We start from the raw sequence: 18,306 nt of genomic DNA, 5'->3' as shown, positions 1-18,306 counted from the left end.
ATTGGAGACAATGGTAGAGTTACAGAGCAACAATAAAAATATTGAAACGATTTATTTTTTGTCACCTGTACAACAGGGTATGCTCTTTCATACTCTGATGATGCCTGATGCTGGTTTATATATTGAACAGTATAGTTGTCTTTTGCAAGGACAGTTAAATGTAAAAGCTTTTGAATATGCTTGGGATAAAGTGGTAAAACGCCATGCTATTTTAAGAACCTTGTTTGCTTGGGAAAACTTAAAACAACCTGTACAAGTTGTCTTAAAAACAGCAAAGTTTACGGTTCAATATCAAGACTGGCAAAATATTTCTAAAGAAGAACACTTAAAAAAGTTACAAGCTTATCTGAACTTTGATAAAACACAAATTTTTAATTTAAGTCAACCGCCTTTGATGCGTTGTACACTAATACAAATAGAACAGGAAAGCTTTTATTTAATTTGGAGTTTTCATCATCTTTTATGTGATGCTTGGTCAGTTTCTTTGCTTTTCCAAGAAATTTTTGCTTATTACGATGCTTATTTAGAACAACGAGAACTACAATTAAAACCCACTATTCCCTATAAAAATTATATTGCTTGGTTACAAAAACAAGATTTAAACCAAGCTGAGAAATTTTGGCGAAATAGATTAACTAATTTTATTACACCAACACTTTTAGCGCAAAAAAATCATCAAAATAAAATTCAGTTTAAAAATAAAAACTATTTATTTTCAGCAGACACAACTACAAAAATAACTAATTTTGTTCGACAGAATCGGATTACGCTTAACACTTTATTTCAAGGTGCTTGCAGTATATTACTCAGTCGATACAGTGGTGAATCAGATATTGTTTTTGGCGTGACAGTATCAGGACGACCCCCATCTTTAGCGGGTATAGAGTCAATGATAGGGTTGTTTATTAATACTCTTCCCTTACGAGTGCAAATTTTAGAAAATACTCAATTAATTCCTTGGCTAAAACAAATCCAAGCTCAACAGATTGAACAAGAACAATACTCCTATACATCTTTAGTTGATATCCAGAAATGGAGTGAGGTCAAAAGCGAACAGTCTTTATTTGATAGTATTCTTGTTTTTGAAAATGCGCCGCTAGATTCATCTTTATTTAATCAAGAAAATGGCTTACAACTTAAAAACGTTCAAGGGATTAGCTGGACAAATTACCCTCTAACCTTAACGGTGATTCCTAGTGCCGAATTAACCCTTAATATTACTTATAATCAAAATTGCTTTGAAGATGACACCATTTCTCGAATGTTGGGGCATATAGAAACCTTGCTACTGGCAATGGTCACTCATCCAGAAACACCGATTATTCATTTACCCATTTTAAGCCAAGCAGAGCAAAAACAAATTTTGGTGGAATGGAATCAAACCGAAAAAGACTACCCAGAACAAGAACAGTGCATCCATCAGTTATTTACAAAACAAGTTGAAAAAACACCAGATGCTGTTGCTGTAGTTTATGAAAATCAATATCTAACTTATCGACAATTAGACGAAAAAGCTAACTCTATCGCACATTATCTTATTTCAAAAGGAGTCAAACCTGAAACTAAAGTTGGTATCTGCGTTGAACGTTCCTTAGAAATAATAATTGGTTTGTTCGGCATTCTTAAAGCGGGTGGTGCATATGTACCGTTAGATGCTGAATATCCATTACAACGACTGGCATACATGATAGCTGATGCCGACTGTCCGATTATTCTTACCCAAGAACATCTTAAAAACAACTTTAGCGATTATCATGGTCATCTAATTATCTTAGACCAAGATTGGGCGGACATTGAGCAACAACCAACCACTCAACCGATAGACCTCGTTAATTCAGACAACGCTATCTATCTAATTTATACATCGGGTTCGACGGGACAACCCAAGGGAGTCATCAATACTCATCGCGGAGTGACCAACCGTTTGCTATGGATGCAAGAAACCTATCCTTTAACAGCAGATGACCGCATTTTACAAAAAACCCCCTTTAGTTTTGATGTCTCAGTTTGGGAATTTTTCTGGCCCTTAATCACAGGTGCTAAACTTATTTTTGCAAAACCAGAAGGACATCGGGATAGTGCATATTTGGTTCAACTGATTCAAACACAGCAAATTAGTACAATTCACTTTGTCCCATCGATGCTACGGCAATTTCTTGCGGAAATAGATGTCGAAAAATGTATTAGTCTAAAACGTGTAATTTGTAGTGGGGAGGCTCTCAGTTATGATTTAGTAGAACAGTTTTTCCAGAAATTAAGTTGTAATTTAGAGAATTTGTATGGCCCGACCGAAGCCGCGATCGATGTTAGTTATTGGTCATGTAAGATATTAGATAATCGTACTACTGTTCCCATTGGTCGCCCAGTAGCCAATACACAACTGTATATATTAGATTCAGACTTGCAACCCGTACCAGTGGGTGTAGCAGGAGAATTACACATAGGCGGAGTACAATTAGCTAGAGGTTATCTGAATCGTCCTGAATTAACACAACAGAAATTTATTGCTAACCCTTTTAGTGAGAATCGTGATGCTTTACTCTACAAAACAGGTGATTTAGCGCGTTATCTAAGTGATGGCAACATCGAATACATTGGACGCATCGATCATCAAGTTAAATTGCGGGGTTTACGCATTGAACTAGGCGAAATTGAAGCCGTCCTCAACCAACATCCACAAATACAAGAAAGTGTCGTTGTCAAAAGAGAAAGTGCAACAGGAGAACAACTTGTTGCGTACTTAGTTTCTCATGTAGAACATCTACCGCAGAAAGAATTAATAGAACATCTACTTTCACAACTCCCCGCATACATGATACCCGTTGCTTTCGTGTTTTTAAAGCGTTTACCTTTAACACCGAATGGTAAAATCAATCGTAAGGCATTACCCGAACCGAATTTAAAGACAGAAGTTAAAACACTACCCCAAACGCCGACACAAGAACTATTAGCTCAAATCTGGTCAGATATCCTCAAAATCGAACAGATTAGTTTAGAAGATAATTTTTTTGCTCTAGGGGGACACTCTCTATTAGCCACACAAATCGTCTCAAGAATTCGCCAAAGCTTAAAAATTGAATTGCCTTTATCGAGTCTATTTTCTTATCCGACTCTAGAACAACTCGCACAACACATTACTACATCTGTGCAACCAGAAATTATCTTACCCCCTATTGTCCCAGTAGCCAACCGCGAGAACTTACCTTTATCTTTTGCACAGACTAGACTTTGGTTTCTTGACCAATTAGAAGGGACTTCTAGCACTTATCATATGCCATTTGTCTTAGAACTTTCTGGACAATTAAACAAAGATGCTTTACAACAAAGTTGGTCAACTGTTGTGTCTCGTCACGAAGTCTTACGCACGAACTTTATTAATGATGATGGTATTCCCGTACAAGTTATACATAACAGCATCGATACTCAGATTAACTACATTTATTTAGAAGATTTTGCAGACGTTGAACATCTTATCCAGACAGAAACAGAAAAACCCTTCAACTTAGCACAAGACCGTTTAGTACGCATAACCTTGATTCAGGCAGGTCAAGATAACTACATTTTGGTACTCACTCTACATCATATTATCTGTGATGGCTGGTCAATCAATGTTTTAATCTCTGAACTCTCCACTCTCTATCAAGCATATCTACAAAATCAACCCTCACCTTTATCTGACCTATCAATTCAATATGCTGACTTTGCAATATGGCAACGACAAAGCTTAACTGGTGAATACTTAGACCAACAACTACAATACTGGAGACAACAACTAAAGAATTGTCCTACCACTTTAAATCTACCTAAAAAAACGACTGCATCAACATTGACTAATAAAAGCCATACCATTTCGAGAGAACTTGACGCAGAACTAACTCAACAACTCAAAATCCTTAGTCAAAAAAACGGGGTGACTCTGTTCATGTTGCTGTTAGCGGCGTTTGGAGTGTTGTTATCGCGCTACAGTGGACAAAACGACATCATTATCGGTTCACCCATCGCCAACCGAAACCGCACTGAAATAGAATCCTTAATTGGCTTTTTTGTCAATAGCCTTCCCTTAAGAATTAACTTAGAAGATAATCCGAGTTTTGAAAAGTTACTGACACAAGTTAAACAAACCTGTTTAGATGCTTATGCACATCAAGATATTCCGTTTGAAAAACTGGTTGATGAACTGCAAATTGAACGTAATTTGTCGCAAAATCCTTTATTTCAGGTGATGTTCGACTTACAAAAAATGCCGTTTGACCAACTCAAGTTAGATAATCTAAATTTAAAACCATTAATCAGAACATCAGAAACAGCTAAATTTGATTTAACTTTATCCTTTGAAGAAACGGAAAACCAATTAAAAGGAACATGGGAATTTAATAGTAATCTTTATGAAAGCTCAATAATACAACGCATGATGGGGCATTTTGAAACCCTACTGCAAAATCTGATTACTCATCCCGCACAACCGATAAAACAAATCAATATCTTAACCCAAGCTGAACTTGACACAATCCTTATTGAGTGGAATCAAACTGAACAAGACTATCCATCTCAATGTATCCATCAGTTATTTGAAACACAAGTTACTAAAACACCCGATGATGTTGCTGTAGTTTATCAAAATCTACATCTTACCTATCGTCAGTTAAACGAAAAAGCAAATTCTATCGCACATTATCTGATTTCACAGGGAGTCAAACCAGAAACCTTAGTGGGTATCTGTGTCGAACGTTCCTTAGAAATGATAATCGGTGTTCTAGCCATTCTTAAAGCGGGTGGTGCATATGTACCGATTGATGCCAATTATCCCACTTCACGACTCGACTATATCTTTAATGAAACACAAATCAACATCTTACTGACACAGCATCATCTACAACAGCAATTTATCGATAAAGTCACTCACATCTATTGTCTCGACACAGATGTATTTTCTGATTCCATTACGAACCCAATTACTTCCATAGAATCCCATCATCTAGCCTATATTATCTATACATCTGGCTCAACTGGACAACCCAAAGGCGTAATGATAGAACATCAAGGGTTAGTCAATATTTATCACGCTTGGGAAAGTGCCTATCAACTCAAAACCAATTGTCAGAGTTATTTACAAATGGCTAGTTTTTCCTTTGATGTTTTCACTGGAGACTGGGTAAGATGTTTGTGTTCAGGAGGTAAATTAGTCATTTGTCCGAAAGAAAAATTACTAGAACCTGAGCAACTGTATCAATTAATACAACAAGAAAAGATAGATTGTGGTGACTTTGTGCCAGCGGTTGTCCGAAACTTGATGCAATATTTGATTGATACCCAACAAAAATTAGAATCAATGAAATTGCTGATTGTCGGTTCAGATACCTGGTATTGGAGTGAACATCAAACCCTTAAACAGTTGTGTGGACAACAGACTCGCATCATTAACGCTTATGGAGTGACTGAAGTAACTATTGATAGTTCATATTTTCACTCTACTACCGTTGAGTATTCTTCAGATAAAATCGTCCCCATCGGAAAACCCTTTGCTAATACAAAACTATATATATTAGATTCAGACTTACAACCCGTACCAGTGGGTGTGGCAGGAGAATTACACATAGGCGGAGTACAATTAGCTAGAGGTTATCTGAACCGCACAGAATTAACACAACAGAAATTTATTCCTCACCCTTTTAGTGAAAGTGATACAGCGCGTCTTTACAAAACAGGAGACTTGGCACGATATTTAAGTGATGGCAACATCGAATATATTGGACGCATCGATCATCAAGTTAAATTGCGGGGTTTACGCATTGAACTAGGCGAAATTGAAGCAGTATTGAATCAATATCCACAAATTCAAGAATGTGTAGTCATCAAGAGAGAAAATTCTACAGGAAATCAGCAATTAGTCGCTTATCTCGTTTCTAACCCAGAATTGTCCTCGCTTGCAGAACTTCAAGTATATTTGCAAGATAAACTCCCGGCATACATGATACCCGTTGCTTTCGTGTTTTTAAAGCGTTTACCTTTAACACCGAATGGTAAAATCAATCGTAAGGCATTACCCGAACCGAATTTAAAGACAGAAGTTAAAACACTACCCCAAACGCCGACACAAGAACTATTAGCTCAAATCTGGTCAGATATCCTCAAAATCGAACAGATTAGTTTAGAAGACAATTTCTTTGCACTGGGGGGACACTCTCTCTTAGCCACACAAATCATCTCAAGAATTCGACAAAGCTTAAACGTTGAATTGCCTTTATCGAGTCTATTTTCTTATCCGACTCTAGAACAACTCGCACAACACATTACTACATCTGTGCAACCAGAAATTATCTTACCCCCTATTGTCCCAGTTACTAGAGGAGAAAATTTACCTTTATCCTTTGCACAGACGAGACTCTGGTTTCTTGACCAATTAGAGGGACTTAGCAGTATTTATAATATGCCATTTGTCTTAGAAGTGTCTGGACAATTGAACAAAGATGCTTTACAACAAAGTTGGTCAACTGTTGTGTCTCGTCACGAAGTCTTACGCACGAACTTTATTAATGATGATGGTGTTCCCGTACAAGTTATACACAAAGAAGTCGATACTCAAATCAAAGAGATTAATGTTACAGATATATCAAAAATCCCACATTTAATCAGCACACAAATTGAAACACCATTTAACCTGGCACAAAACCCATTAGGAAGAATCAGTTTAATTAAGAAAGACGAAAATAACTACCTTTTGGTACTCACTTTACATCATATTATCTGTGATGGCTGGTCACTTGGCGTTTTAATCCAAGAACTCTCTACCCTCTATCAAGCTTATATCAACAATCAACCCTCACCTTTATCTGACCTATTCATTCAATATGCTGACTTTGCAATATGGCAACGACAAAGCTTAACAGGAGACTATTTAGACCAACAACTACAATACTGGAGACAACAACTAAGAGATTGTCCTACTACTTTAAATCTACCTAAAAAGCTAACACCTACTACAGCATCGATTGAAGGTGAGAATATCACAAAAATACTGGACGTAGAATTAACTCAACAACTCAAAACCCTGAGTCAAAAAAATGGGGTTACGCTGTTCATGTTGCTGTTAGCGGCGTTTGGAGTCTTGTTATCGCGCTACAGTGGACAAAATGACATCATCATCGGTTCACCCATTGCCAACCGTAACCGCACTGAAATAGAATCCTTAATTGGCTTTTTTGTCAATAGCCTTCCCTTAAGAATTAACTTAGAAGATAATCCGAGTTTTGAAAAGTTACTGATACAAGTTCGTCAAACTTGTTTAGAGGGTTATGCACATCAAGATATCCCGTTTGAAAAACTGGTTGATGAATTGCAAATTGAACGTAATTTGTCGCAAAATCCTTTATTTCAGGTGATGTTCGACTTACAAAAAATGCCGTTTGACCAACTCAAGTTAGACGAGATAACTTTAAGTCCTTTAAAAATCGAATCTCAGACAGCTAAATTTGATTTAACTTTATCCTTTGAAGAAACAGAAAACCAATTAATCGGGAAATGGGAATATAAGACAAAGCTTTTTGAATCAGCAATGATTCACCGCATGATAGAACATTTTGAAACCCTATTACAAAATCTGATTACTCATCCCACACAACCGATAAAACAAATCAACATCTTAACCCAAGCTGAACTTAACAAAATCCTCATTGAATGGAACCAAACTGAAAAAGACTATCCACCTCAATGTATCCATCAGTTATTTGAAACACAAGTTACTAAAACACCCGATGCTGTTGCTGTAGTTTATCAAAATCAACATCTCACCTATCGGCAATTAAACACAAAAGCGAATCAACTTGCTCATTATCTCCAAAAACAGGGAGTTAAATCAGAAACCTTAGTTGGAATATGTGTCGAACGTTCCTTAGAAATGATAGTTGGACTTTTGGCAATTCTCAAAGCTGGGGGGGTGTATCTTCCACTTGACCCAACTTACCCACAAGAACGACTCGACTATATCATACAAGATGCTCAAATATCGCTCCTACTGACTCAATCGGGAGTCGGGATAGATGGAGTTAGTAAAATAATTTATCTAGATAGAGAATGGGAATTTATTAACCAAGAAAATCCCGAAAATCCACAGAATCAGGTTACTCCAGAAAATTTAGCATATATTATTTATACATCTGGTTCGACAGGGAGACCGAAAGGTGTAGAAATTCTGCAAAGTGCTTTAGTCAATTTTCTCTGTTCCATGCAGGATGCTTTACAGCTCTCTTCTGACGATACTCTATTAGGAGTCACCACCCTATCTTTTGATATTGCAGCATTAGAACTCTATTTACCTTTAATAGTCGGTGCAAAAGTCGTATTAGTAAGTCGGGAAGTTGCAAGTGATGCATATCAACTACTTGACAAGATGAACGAGATAACCATCATGCAAGCAACCCCCGCAACTTGGCGATTATTATTATCCGTCGGATGGTCTGGAAATGAAACATTAAAAATTCTTTGCGGTGGGGAAGCTTTAGACTCCCAACTCGCACAACAATTATTAGAACGGGGTCAAACAGTTTGGAACCTATACGGGCCAACAGAAACAACGATTTGGTCATCAATCTATCACGTGAATAGTTCATCTATTCTGATTGGTCGTCCCATTGCCAATACACAGTTTTATGTTCTTGATACACACCTGCAACCTGTACCGCTAGGGGTTTCAGGAGAATTATACATCGGTGGTATGGGACTTGCTAGAGGTTATGTCAATCGTTCCGAACTTACCGCAGAAAGATTTCTCCCTCATCAAAATAGTCGTCTTTATAAAACAGGGGATTTGGTACGCTATCTAAGTGATGGAAATCTAGAGTATTTGGGTCGTTTGGACTCTCAGGTCAAAATTCGGGGTTTCCGTATCGAATTAGGAGAAATTGAAGCAGTATTAAATCAACATCCCGAAATTGAAAAAGCAGTTGTCATTGTACGAGAAGATGACAAAAATGATAAACGGTTAGTTGCCTACTTAATCAGTAAGACATCATTAGATATTAAAAAGTACCTCAGAGATAAGCTTCCTCAGTACATGATTCCTACATCTTTTGTCTGGTTGGATGCGTTTCCCCTGACACCGAATGGTAAGATTGACCGAAAAGCATTACCCGAACCTCATCAAACTCGAGAAAGTCAAACTCTTTTCAAAAACCCAACACAAGAGCTTTTAGCCCAAATCTGGTCAGATATCCTCAAAATTGACAACATTAATCTAAAAGACAATTTCTTTGAACTGGGGGGACACTCTCTCTTAGCCACACAAATCGTATCGAGAATTCGCCAAAGCTTAAAAGTTGAACTTCCCATCAAAAGCTTATTTTCTTATCCGACTCTAGAACAACTTGCACAACACATTACTACATTTGAGCAACCAGAAGCTATCTTACATCCAATTGTTCGAGTAGCCAACCGCGACAATTTACCGCTATCCTTTGCACAGACGAGACTTTGGTTTCTTGACCAATTAGAAGGTAGTTCGAGTATTTATAATATGCCATTTGTCTTAGAAGTGTCTGGACAATTGAACCAAGATGCTTTACAGCAAAGTTGGTCAACACTGGTGTCTCGTCACGAAGTCTCACGCACGAACTTTATTAATGATAATGGTGTTCCCGTACAAGTCATCCATCAAGAAGTCGATTCTCAAATCAAAGAAATTCTAGTTACAGATATATCAGAAATCTTTAATCTAATTAATACAGAAATCGAAACACCATTCAACCTAGCACAAGACCATTTAGCAAGAATTACTTTAATTAAGAAAGACGAAGAAAGCTATATTCTTGTACTAACACTACATCATATTATCTGTGATGGTTGGTCAATGGGTGTTTTAATCTCTGAACTCTCCACTCTTTATCAAGCTTATATCAATAATCAACCTTCACCATTATCTGACTTATCAATTCAATATGCTGACTTTGCTGTATGGCAACGACAAAGCTTAACTGGTGAATACTTAGACCAACAACTGCAATACTGGTCAAATCAACTAAAAAATTGTCCAACCACTTTAACCTTACCATACGATCGCCTTGTTGCCCTACTACCAAATCCTCAACGCGAAATCATACAAATTCAACTCGACTCTGATATCACTCAAAAGCTAAAAACCCTCAGTCAACAAAATGGGGTTACGCTGTTCATGCTACTGTTAACATCTTTTAGTGTGTTGCTATCGCGTTACAGTGGACAAAACGACCTCATCATCGGTTCACCCATCGCTAACCGAAATCGCGCCGAACTAGAACCATTAATTGGCTTTTTTGTCAATAGTTTACCTATCAGAATTAATCTAGAAAACAACCCTAGTTTTTCTGACCTTCTCCAACAAGTTAAACAAACCTGTTTAGATGCGTATGCACATCAAGATATTCCGTTTGAGAAACTTGTCGATGAACTGCAAATTGAACGAAATCTTAAACAAAATCCTTTATTTCAGGTAATGTTTGATTTACAAAATGAGTCAATGAGTCAGTTCAATTTAGAATCATTAAACCTAACACCTCTCCCTATCCAGACACAAACCGCTAAATTTAATCTATCCTTATCATTTAAAGAAACAGAACAAGGACTGTTAGGGGAATGGGAATATGATTTCAATCTATTTCATCCTGACACCATCCAACGGCTTAATCAACATTTGCATAATTTATTACAAGCCATTATTTCCAATCCTACAGAATCTATTCAAAATCTGCCGCTACTGAGTGAACAAGAACAACAGCAAATTCTTTTTGAGTGGAACCCTACAGAAAGTAACCTTACAACCACTCAATGCTTACATCAATTATTTGAATCCCAAGTCGAAAAAACACCTGATGCTATTGCTGTCGTTTTTGAGAATCAACACTTAACCTATCGTCAATTAAACGAAAAAGCTAACTCTATCGCGCATTATCTACAATCATTGGGTGTACAACCTGAAACTTGCGTGGGACTATTTATCGAACGTTCAATCGAAATGCTGATTGGACTTTTAGGTATTCTTAAAGCGGGGGGTGCTTATCTTCCACTTGACCCCATGTATTCATTACTAAGACTCGACTATATTCTAGAAGATGCTCAAATTAATACTGTTCTCACTTTATCCAAATTTCAAGCAAATTTTAGTGATAAACCAGTAAACATCCTCTATTTAGATACAGATTGGTCAATCATTGCCTCTTATCCCACAAATAACCCAATTTCTCCAGTAAAAGCCGAAAATTTAGCCTATATTATCTACACTTCTGGGTCAACAGGACAGCCTAAAGGTGTCATGATACCTCATCAAGCAGTCGTTAACTTTATTCAAACTGCAATTGAGATATATGATTTTAGTCCTGTCGATAAAGTCTTACAGTTTGCAACCATTAGTTTTGATGCTGCGGTCGAAGAAATTTATTGTACTCTGTGTACAGGTGCCACATTATATTTACGAAGTGAACATCTACTAGATTCCTACGATTTTTTAGAAAAGAGTGAACAATGGGGATTAACCGTTTGGGATTTACCAACCGCTTATTGGCACCAATTAACCCATCATTTAACAACAAATCACCTCAAATTACCAACCTCACTTAGATTAGTCATCATCGGTGGTGAAGCTGCATCAGTACAAACCGTTAATCTTTGGTTAGACCAAGTAGGTCATTATCCTTTATTACTAAATACCTACGGGCCAACAGAAGGAACTGTTGTCGCTACCGTCTATCCCATCACACAACCACTTAACTCTAATTCTGTTCCCATTGGTTATCCGATTAACACTACACAAATCTACATATTAGATAATTATCAGCAACCCGTACCCATTGGAGTAACGGGAGAATTACACATCGGGGGAATACAATTAGCTAGAGGTTACTTAAATAGTCCAGAACTGACACAAGAAAAATTTATCCCAAATCCCTTTAGTAGAGACTCTTTACATTGCGTCTGTACAAGATTATACAAAACAGGAGACAAAGCGCGTTATTTACCCAATGGTCTTATCGAATACATCGGACGCATCGACAATCAAATTAAATTACGAGGTTTACGGATTGAAATTAGCGAAATAGAAGCGGTTATCTTGCAAAATCACGATATTACCGATGCGGTTATTATCTGTCGAGAAAATACAACAGGAGATACACAATTAATCGCTTATCTCGTGACCCACTCAGAACATTTATCACCCAGTACAATTCGGCAATTTTTACAAAACAAACTACCGAGTTACATGATTCCGACTCGCTTTGTTTTCCTAAAATCACTTCCTCTAACACCCAACGGCAAAATCGACAGGAAAGCTTTACCCGAACCTGAGACAAACATCGACGATGCTAATTTTGTTGCGCCACGAGATATGATCGAAAAACAACTTTCTATTATCTGGTCAGAAATTTTAGGGATTAAATCGGTTAGCATTCAAGATAATTTCTTTGAAATCGGTGGACATTCTCTCTTAGCTGTGCGTCTCATGTCTTCGATTAAACAACAGCTTGGACAATCTTTACCGTTAGCGACACTTTTTGGTTCACCCACCATTGAACAATTAGCAAATCTTTTACGCCAAAATCATTCATTTTTAGATTCTCCCTTAGTTTCAATTCAACCCAAAGGAACTCAATCACCCTTATTTTTTGTCCATCCAGTCGGGGGAATGGTCTTATGCTATTTTGATTTAGCACAACAATTAGGCACAGATAGACCTTTTTACGGATTGCAAGCAGCTAATTTAGATAAGATGAATCGTGTTGAAGAAATGGCGCAATACTATTTAGAGGCAATTCAAACTCAACAACCGCAAGGCCCTTACTTACTCGGTGGTTGGTCTTTTGGTGGTTTAATCGCTTATGAAATGGCGCAACAACTCCAACAACAAGGGCAAACGGTGGCTTTTGTTGGTTTAGTTGATACGTATGTTCTAAAAACTGAAACGATAGAATTTGATAATCCGCTTAATTTATTAGCTGATTTATTTAATATTGACCTTCCTGCGTTTGAAATCGATATTTCTGAGTTGAATCAAGAACAACAATTTATTCTAGCGTTTGAAACGGCTCAAAAAATGAATTTAATTACTGACGATTTTGACGTAGAACAAGCAAACTATTTTTGGCAAGTGTATCAAAAAAGTATTAATGCTTTAAATGCTTATCAACCTCAACCCTATACAGGACAAGTGACTTTATTCCAAGCGACGGGAGATAATTTAACCCAAGACATGATTGATAATTTAAACAAATGGTCTGACTTAGCGACGGGTGGCATTAATATTTACTCAGTAACCAGTGATCATTACACGATAGTCCGTCCTCCTTTTGTAACAGATTTAGCCTCCTGTATCAAACAGTGTTTAGAAAAAATTGGGCAATAATACTAAATCTGATTTAATCAAAATTTTAATAAGGGCGTAGGGGTTTGGTTGCCAAACCCTCTTTAGTCCTACACCATTTGATAGGGGTCTCTACAAGATTAATATTCCATTTCTTCAACAGATTTAGGTGTAGCAGATGTTAAAACCTCATGTCCTGTTGGAGTCACCAAAATATCATCTTCAATGCGAATACCAATCCCTCGCCATCTTTCGGGTACTTCGGGTTGCCCTTCAACGGGTTTAATATCAGGTGAAATATAAATCCCTGGTTCAACGGTCAAAACATGACCCGCTTGTAAGGTTTGCCATGTTTCCTCATTACATTTATAACCCCCCGCATCATGCACATCTAATCCTAACCAATGTCCAGTTCTGTGCATATAAAAAGGCTTATATTTTTCCTCTTTAATAATCTCTTCAATATCCCCCACTAATAACCCTAAATCCATTAATCCTTCGACTAAAACCCTAACGGCGGTGTCATGAAAACAATTATATGGCTGACCTGGTTGTACAGCTTCAATCGCTTTTAATTGGGCATCTAAAACCAGTTCATACATGATTTTTTGTTCGGGTGTAAATTTACCATTAACGGGAAAAGTACGAGTAATATCGCCGTTGTAATAGCCATAGGAACAACCCGCATCAATGAGGAGTAAATCATTATCCTGTAACCGACAGTTATTTTCAATGTAATGCAAGATACAAGAATTTTTACCAGATGCGACAATTGACGGATAAGCAGGGCCAATTCCACCCTCGATACGGAAAGTATGTTCAATCTCAGCTTGGATTTGATATTCATATTTTCCCACTTTTGCAAACTCTCTGGCTCGATTATGTGCCGTTGCAGAAATGGCCGTTGCTTGACGAATCATTTCTAATTCAGTCGGACTTTTAACCAGTCGCATCGGATGGAGAATAAAGTTAGTATCTTCGATGGCTACAGGGGCACATCCTCGTTTGGGATAGCCCGCAATCAAACGCTGCCAGTGTGAAAGAATGGTATCATTGAATTTACGATCGCGTCCTAAATGATAGAAAATACGATCGGCTTTTTCAAGATACTGGGGTAATTTTTCATCTAATTCATGTATCGGATATGCTTCATCGGCCCCAAAATACTCCTTAACCCCTTCAACACCCCAACGGTAGCCCGTCCAAGTTTCTTTCTCTAGGTCTTTGGGCTGTACAAACAGAATAAAACGATGTTCGGCATGATGGGGGGCTAAAACTGCAACTGCTTCAGGTTCATTAAACCCTGTCAAATAGAAAAAATCACTATCTTGGCGATAAACATACTCTACATCATTGTGCATTACGGCATGGGGCGCACTCCGAAAAATCGCGGTACCATTGCCTACTTTTTCCATCAACTTTTCTCGACGTTGACGACATTCTGTTTGAGTAATATCTATCATAAAAGCGATCGTATCCAAAAATAAAGATTCATTTTCTATTATGGAAAAAAAGTATTAAGACGGCTGAAGGTTTCAACGACAAGCTATGATCAAGATAAACGCTACTATTGTAAGGCTATGGGTGAATCAAAACGTCGCAAAACAGCACTAGGCGAAAAATACGGACAAGAAGAAAAATTTATCTCTTGGCTTCCTTTGACTAAAAAACAAGCCGATGATGCTTATAAAATAACCACTAAAGGTGCATGGTTTGGCATCGGTGCATTAGCCGCCGTTTGGTTTACCATTCGCTTTATTGGGCCTGCTTTTGGCTGGTGGATGGTCGAATAATTTAATTTTAGTGGGCAGTAAATTTATACTTTTTGGTGCTTCCCTTGTGATGGCACCAGTTTTTATTTAGAACGGGTACGCCAAGAACCAAGAAGCCAAAATTTTTTCAATAATAACATTTTTTACTTAAAACCATTATTCCATCATTAAGACGAAAAAACCCTGATGGCTCCTCAATTTTTGCAGGAGATGAGTTAGGGATTGTTTCAACTGTTCCCGTCGGATAGGGGGATGATAGATGATTGTTAGGACGAGTGGGTAATTCATCAGGGCCAGTTAGAATATATGTACTTGGTTTTTCTTGATTGGGAACGACACAGCTAGACGCAATTAAATTATCTGTATTGATTAAGGTTTCTGGTAATTCAAACAGGCTATTTTGAATAAAGGTTAAATCAGGGACGCTAATCACACCCGAGACGGCACCACTAGCATTAAGATCGACTCGGTTATTATGATTTAAAGTATTAGGATTTTGATTGACCTTATCAGTTGCCTGATAGCCATTGCCGAAGAAAACGGGAGTATTGAGGATAATATTACCGCCGATTCCATCTTGAGCAAAAGCGAGAATATCACTATCGTTGAAAGCCAAAATCGAATTAGCACTCAGAGTAATATCACCACCTCCACCAACACCACTTAAAACATTGGTACGGAGATCGCTATCATTTTGTAAACGGATGTCTTGTGCAGAGATAGTGATGTTACCGCCATTAGCGTTAATTAAAGCGATCGCAGAAATTGTACTTTCGTTGTTCATGAGCAACACGTCTGATACTTGTAGCTTAATCTTCGCTCCTCCCTGTTCATCTTGACTTTGACCAGTTTCAGCAGAAATTGTACCTCGGTTCATCGATAAAGAATTAGCGGTAATATCTATATTGCCTGCTTGTCCTTGAGGACTGCTAACGGAGACTTGCGCTCCATTTTCAATAATCATCTTTCCTGTTGTAACCGTCAAATTGCCTGCTCTACCCCCTTCAGTTGCTGCCACAGACAGACCTCCTTCACCACTCAACTCGATTTCTTCAGCATTAATCTTGATGTTGCCTGCTTGATCCTTTTTAGCGGTGCTGGCAAGGATTTGAGCCTCGTTAGTTATTGAGAGGGTTCGGGTCTGAATGTTAATATTACCGCCCTGTCTTTGTGCATTCCCACTTGCTCTAGGGTTGACAGCAGCAGAAATCAAGCCATTGTCGAAAAGTGAGATAGAATCAGCTTTAATATAGATACTTCCAGGTTTGCCACCACCAGAAGTAAAAGTAGTTATTCGTGCTACATCCCCGCTTAAAACTCCTCCTACAATCAATTCCCCTGTTTTAATTGTTATGTTTCCAGCATTTCCACCAGTTATAGTGGAAGTGGTTACCCGCCCACCATTAAGAACAGATAATCGTTTTGTCTCAATGATTATGTCTCCGCCGTCTCCAGTCTCCGCCGTAAAATTTTCCTGAGCCGCAGCAGACAAGCGACTGTTATAACCATCAGTTCCTCTTCCACTCACTTCTACCGACTCGGTAGCTTCAACTATCAAAGTTCCAGCCTGTCCTCGCTCAAGGGTATCCGTTTGTAAGCGTCCTCCATCTTTGGCTATTAACTGCCTAGTCTTTATAGTTAGGTTTCCAGCATCTCCACTACCGTCACTCTGAGTAACTAACTTGCTGTCTTTACCTACAACTTCTACTAATTCTGTGGCAGTCACGGTCATAAGACCAGCGTTTCCCTGACTTCTGTTATTAGCTCTAGTTGATATTTCCGCCCCATTCTGAACACTTAAATGTCCAGTTTTAATGAGCATCTCACCACTATTTCCAGAACCATTAGTTTGAGTAAACAAACCGCTTTCTATTGTTCTTGTTTGTATTTCTCTTCTGTTTATTCTCAATTGCACTGGTTTTAGTTTCGCTTCGGCATTTATTTCCATTGATTCTGTAGCATTTACAGTTAAAGAACCAGCATTTCCCGTCATTCGGCTATTAGGATCGCCAGCAATAGTTGAGATGCGTGATCCAGAGATAATTAATTGTGAGGCTCTAATGATGATATCTCCAGCTTTTTGCGATGTTTGGGTATCTGTAACAATTTGCGTTCCATTAGTAATTTCGACGCGCCCACCTTGTAACTGAATGCCATTTCCAACCGTGCTAAGGTTAGGATTAGTAGCTCTGGCATCGATCAAAGCTCGATTGGTGAGTAACATATTCGCTCGTGCTAAATTGTCGGGAAAACTTAAATGTAATAGATTACCTTGATCATCTAGAAAATCTAGTCCTACTATTCCTGGCTCTGCTACGCCTCCTAATTCTATTCGTCCTCCTAAAGCATGCAATCCAGCATTAACAACTTCTTTAACTTGATCTCGATTTATCTCTATGACTGTGTGAACTCCACCACCACCATCTATAACTATCTCCCCACCCACAAAAAGTAAGCTTCGACCATCGGGAACCCTCAAACCAGATAGTGGAGATTTAAAACTGTCGAGTCCTGCTGGTGCAATTGACCGATTTTCAATTCGTTGAGCGTTTAGTTGATTGAATAATAATGCAGAAGGATTAACGGTCAATAACGGAGGAGCTTGAGGCTCAGAAACACTGAAAAATCCCTGGTTGCCAAACTGAACAGCATTGGCTGTTGTTGTGACAAATGAACCCCCTACATCAAGACTAGCCTTCGCCCCGAAAATAATCCCATTAGGATTAATCAAAAATAAATTGGCATTTCCTAAAACACCAAGTGTTCCGAAAATCTGAGAAATATTTCCCCCAGTCACTCGTGAAAAGATATTTTGAATCGCTCCAGAATTAGCAAAATAAGCTCCACTACCTTCGTTGACGTTAAATTCACGAAAACTGTGAAATAAGTTGCTACCGCGTGTTGCTCCGCCTTCTATCACATCACTGGGCAAATTTTTAATGGTATCTGGTCGAGTTCTTGAGCTTTCTGCACCGAGGCTAGAGTCGGGGATGATTTGAGCAATCGTTATTCGACCATCAATTAAATTGTTCAGTAAAGTTAGGATTATTCCAAAAGTAAGACGGAAGGATAGCTGAGTCATTTTTTGATAAGAAAATAATCAGATGTTGTTTAAATATTATTATTGAACTTTAATGATCAATATTAATTAATGTCAAAAATAGTATTAAAATACTACTTAGATTTGCAAGATAAACTGTTGAGCGTCTAAAT

Annotated in this window: 4 protein-coding genes; 2 read left to right on the top strand and 2 right to left on the bottom strand. The window is 38.0% G+C overall.

Annotated features, from left to right (window positions below):
- The first annotated feature begins 10 nt into the window (after nucleotides 1-10).
- Nucleotides 11-13,363 carry a non-ribosomal peptide synthetase gene (locus CFPU101_RS13075; RefSeq protein WP_206815784.1) on the top strand — a complete coding sequence of 4,451 codons (13,353 nt, stop codon included), beginning with the start codon at nucleotides 11-13 and terminating at the stop codon, nucleotides 13,361-13,363.
- Nucleotides 13,364-13,461: 98 nt separating this feature from the next.
- On the opposite strand, the gene CFPU101_RS13070 is transcribed toward CFPU101_RS13075, so the two are convergent.
- Nucleotides 13,462-14,784, bottom strand: coding sequence for an aminopeptidase P N-terminal domain-containing protein (locus CFPU101_RS13070; protein WP_374191952.1), 1,323 nt, complete (start codon nucleotides 14,782-14,784; stop codon nucleotides 13,462-13,464).
- Between the two features lie 117 nt (nucleotides 14,785-14,901).
- Between CFPU101_RS13070 and CFPU101_RS13065 the strand changes: the two genes are divergently transcribed.
- On the top strand, nucleotides 14,902-15,114 hold the full coding sequence (locus CFPU101_RS13065; RefSeq protein ID WP_206815783.1) for a DUF2839 domain-containing protein: 213 nt from the start codon (nucleotides 14,902-14,904) through the stop codon (nucleotides 15,112-15,114).
- Nucleotides 15,115-15,220: 106 nt separating this feature from the next.
- On the opposite strand, the gene CFPU101_RS13060 is transcribed toward CFPU101_RS13065, so the two are convergent.
- Nucleotides 15,221-18,175 (bottom strand): filamentous hemagglutinin N-terminal domain-containing protein, encoded by a 2,955-nt coding sequence (locus CFPU101_RS13060; RefSeq protein ID WP_206815782.1) that lies wholly within the window; start codon nucleotides 18,173-18,175, stop codon nucleotides 15,221-15,223.
- Nucleotides 18,176-18,306 lie beyond the last annotated feature (131 nt).

Source organism: Chroococcus sp. FPU101 (assembly GCF_017312365.1).
Lineage (GTDB): Bacteria > Cyanobacteriota > Cyanobacteriia > Cyanobacteriales > Microcystaceae > Chroococcus.
Note: the sequence above shows the minus strand (reverse complement) of the source record. Positions and strands in the feature narration are given on the sequence as shown.

Excerpts from the sequence above, each read along its gene's own strand:
- CFPU101_RS13075 (WP_206815784.1), top strand. The coding sequence starts at position 11 with ATGGTAGAGTTACAGAGCAACAATAAAAATATTGAAACGATTTATTTT.
- CFPU101_RS13070 (WP_374191952.1), bottom strand. The coding sequence starts at position 14,784 with ATGATAGATATTACTCAAACAGAATGTCGTCAACGTCGAGAAAAGTTG.
- CFPU101_RS13065 (WP_206815783.1), top strand. The coding sequence starts at position 14,902 with ATGGGTGAATCAAAACGTCGCAAAACAGCACTAGGCGAAAAATACGGA.
- CFPU101_RS13060 (WP_206815782.1), bottom strand. The coding sequence starts at position 18,175 with ATGACTCAGCTATCCTTCCGTCTTACTTTTGGAATAATCCTAACTTTA.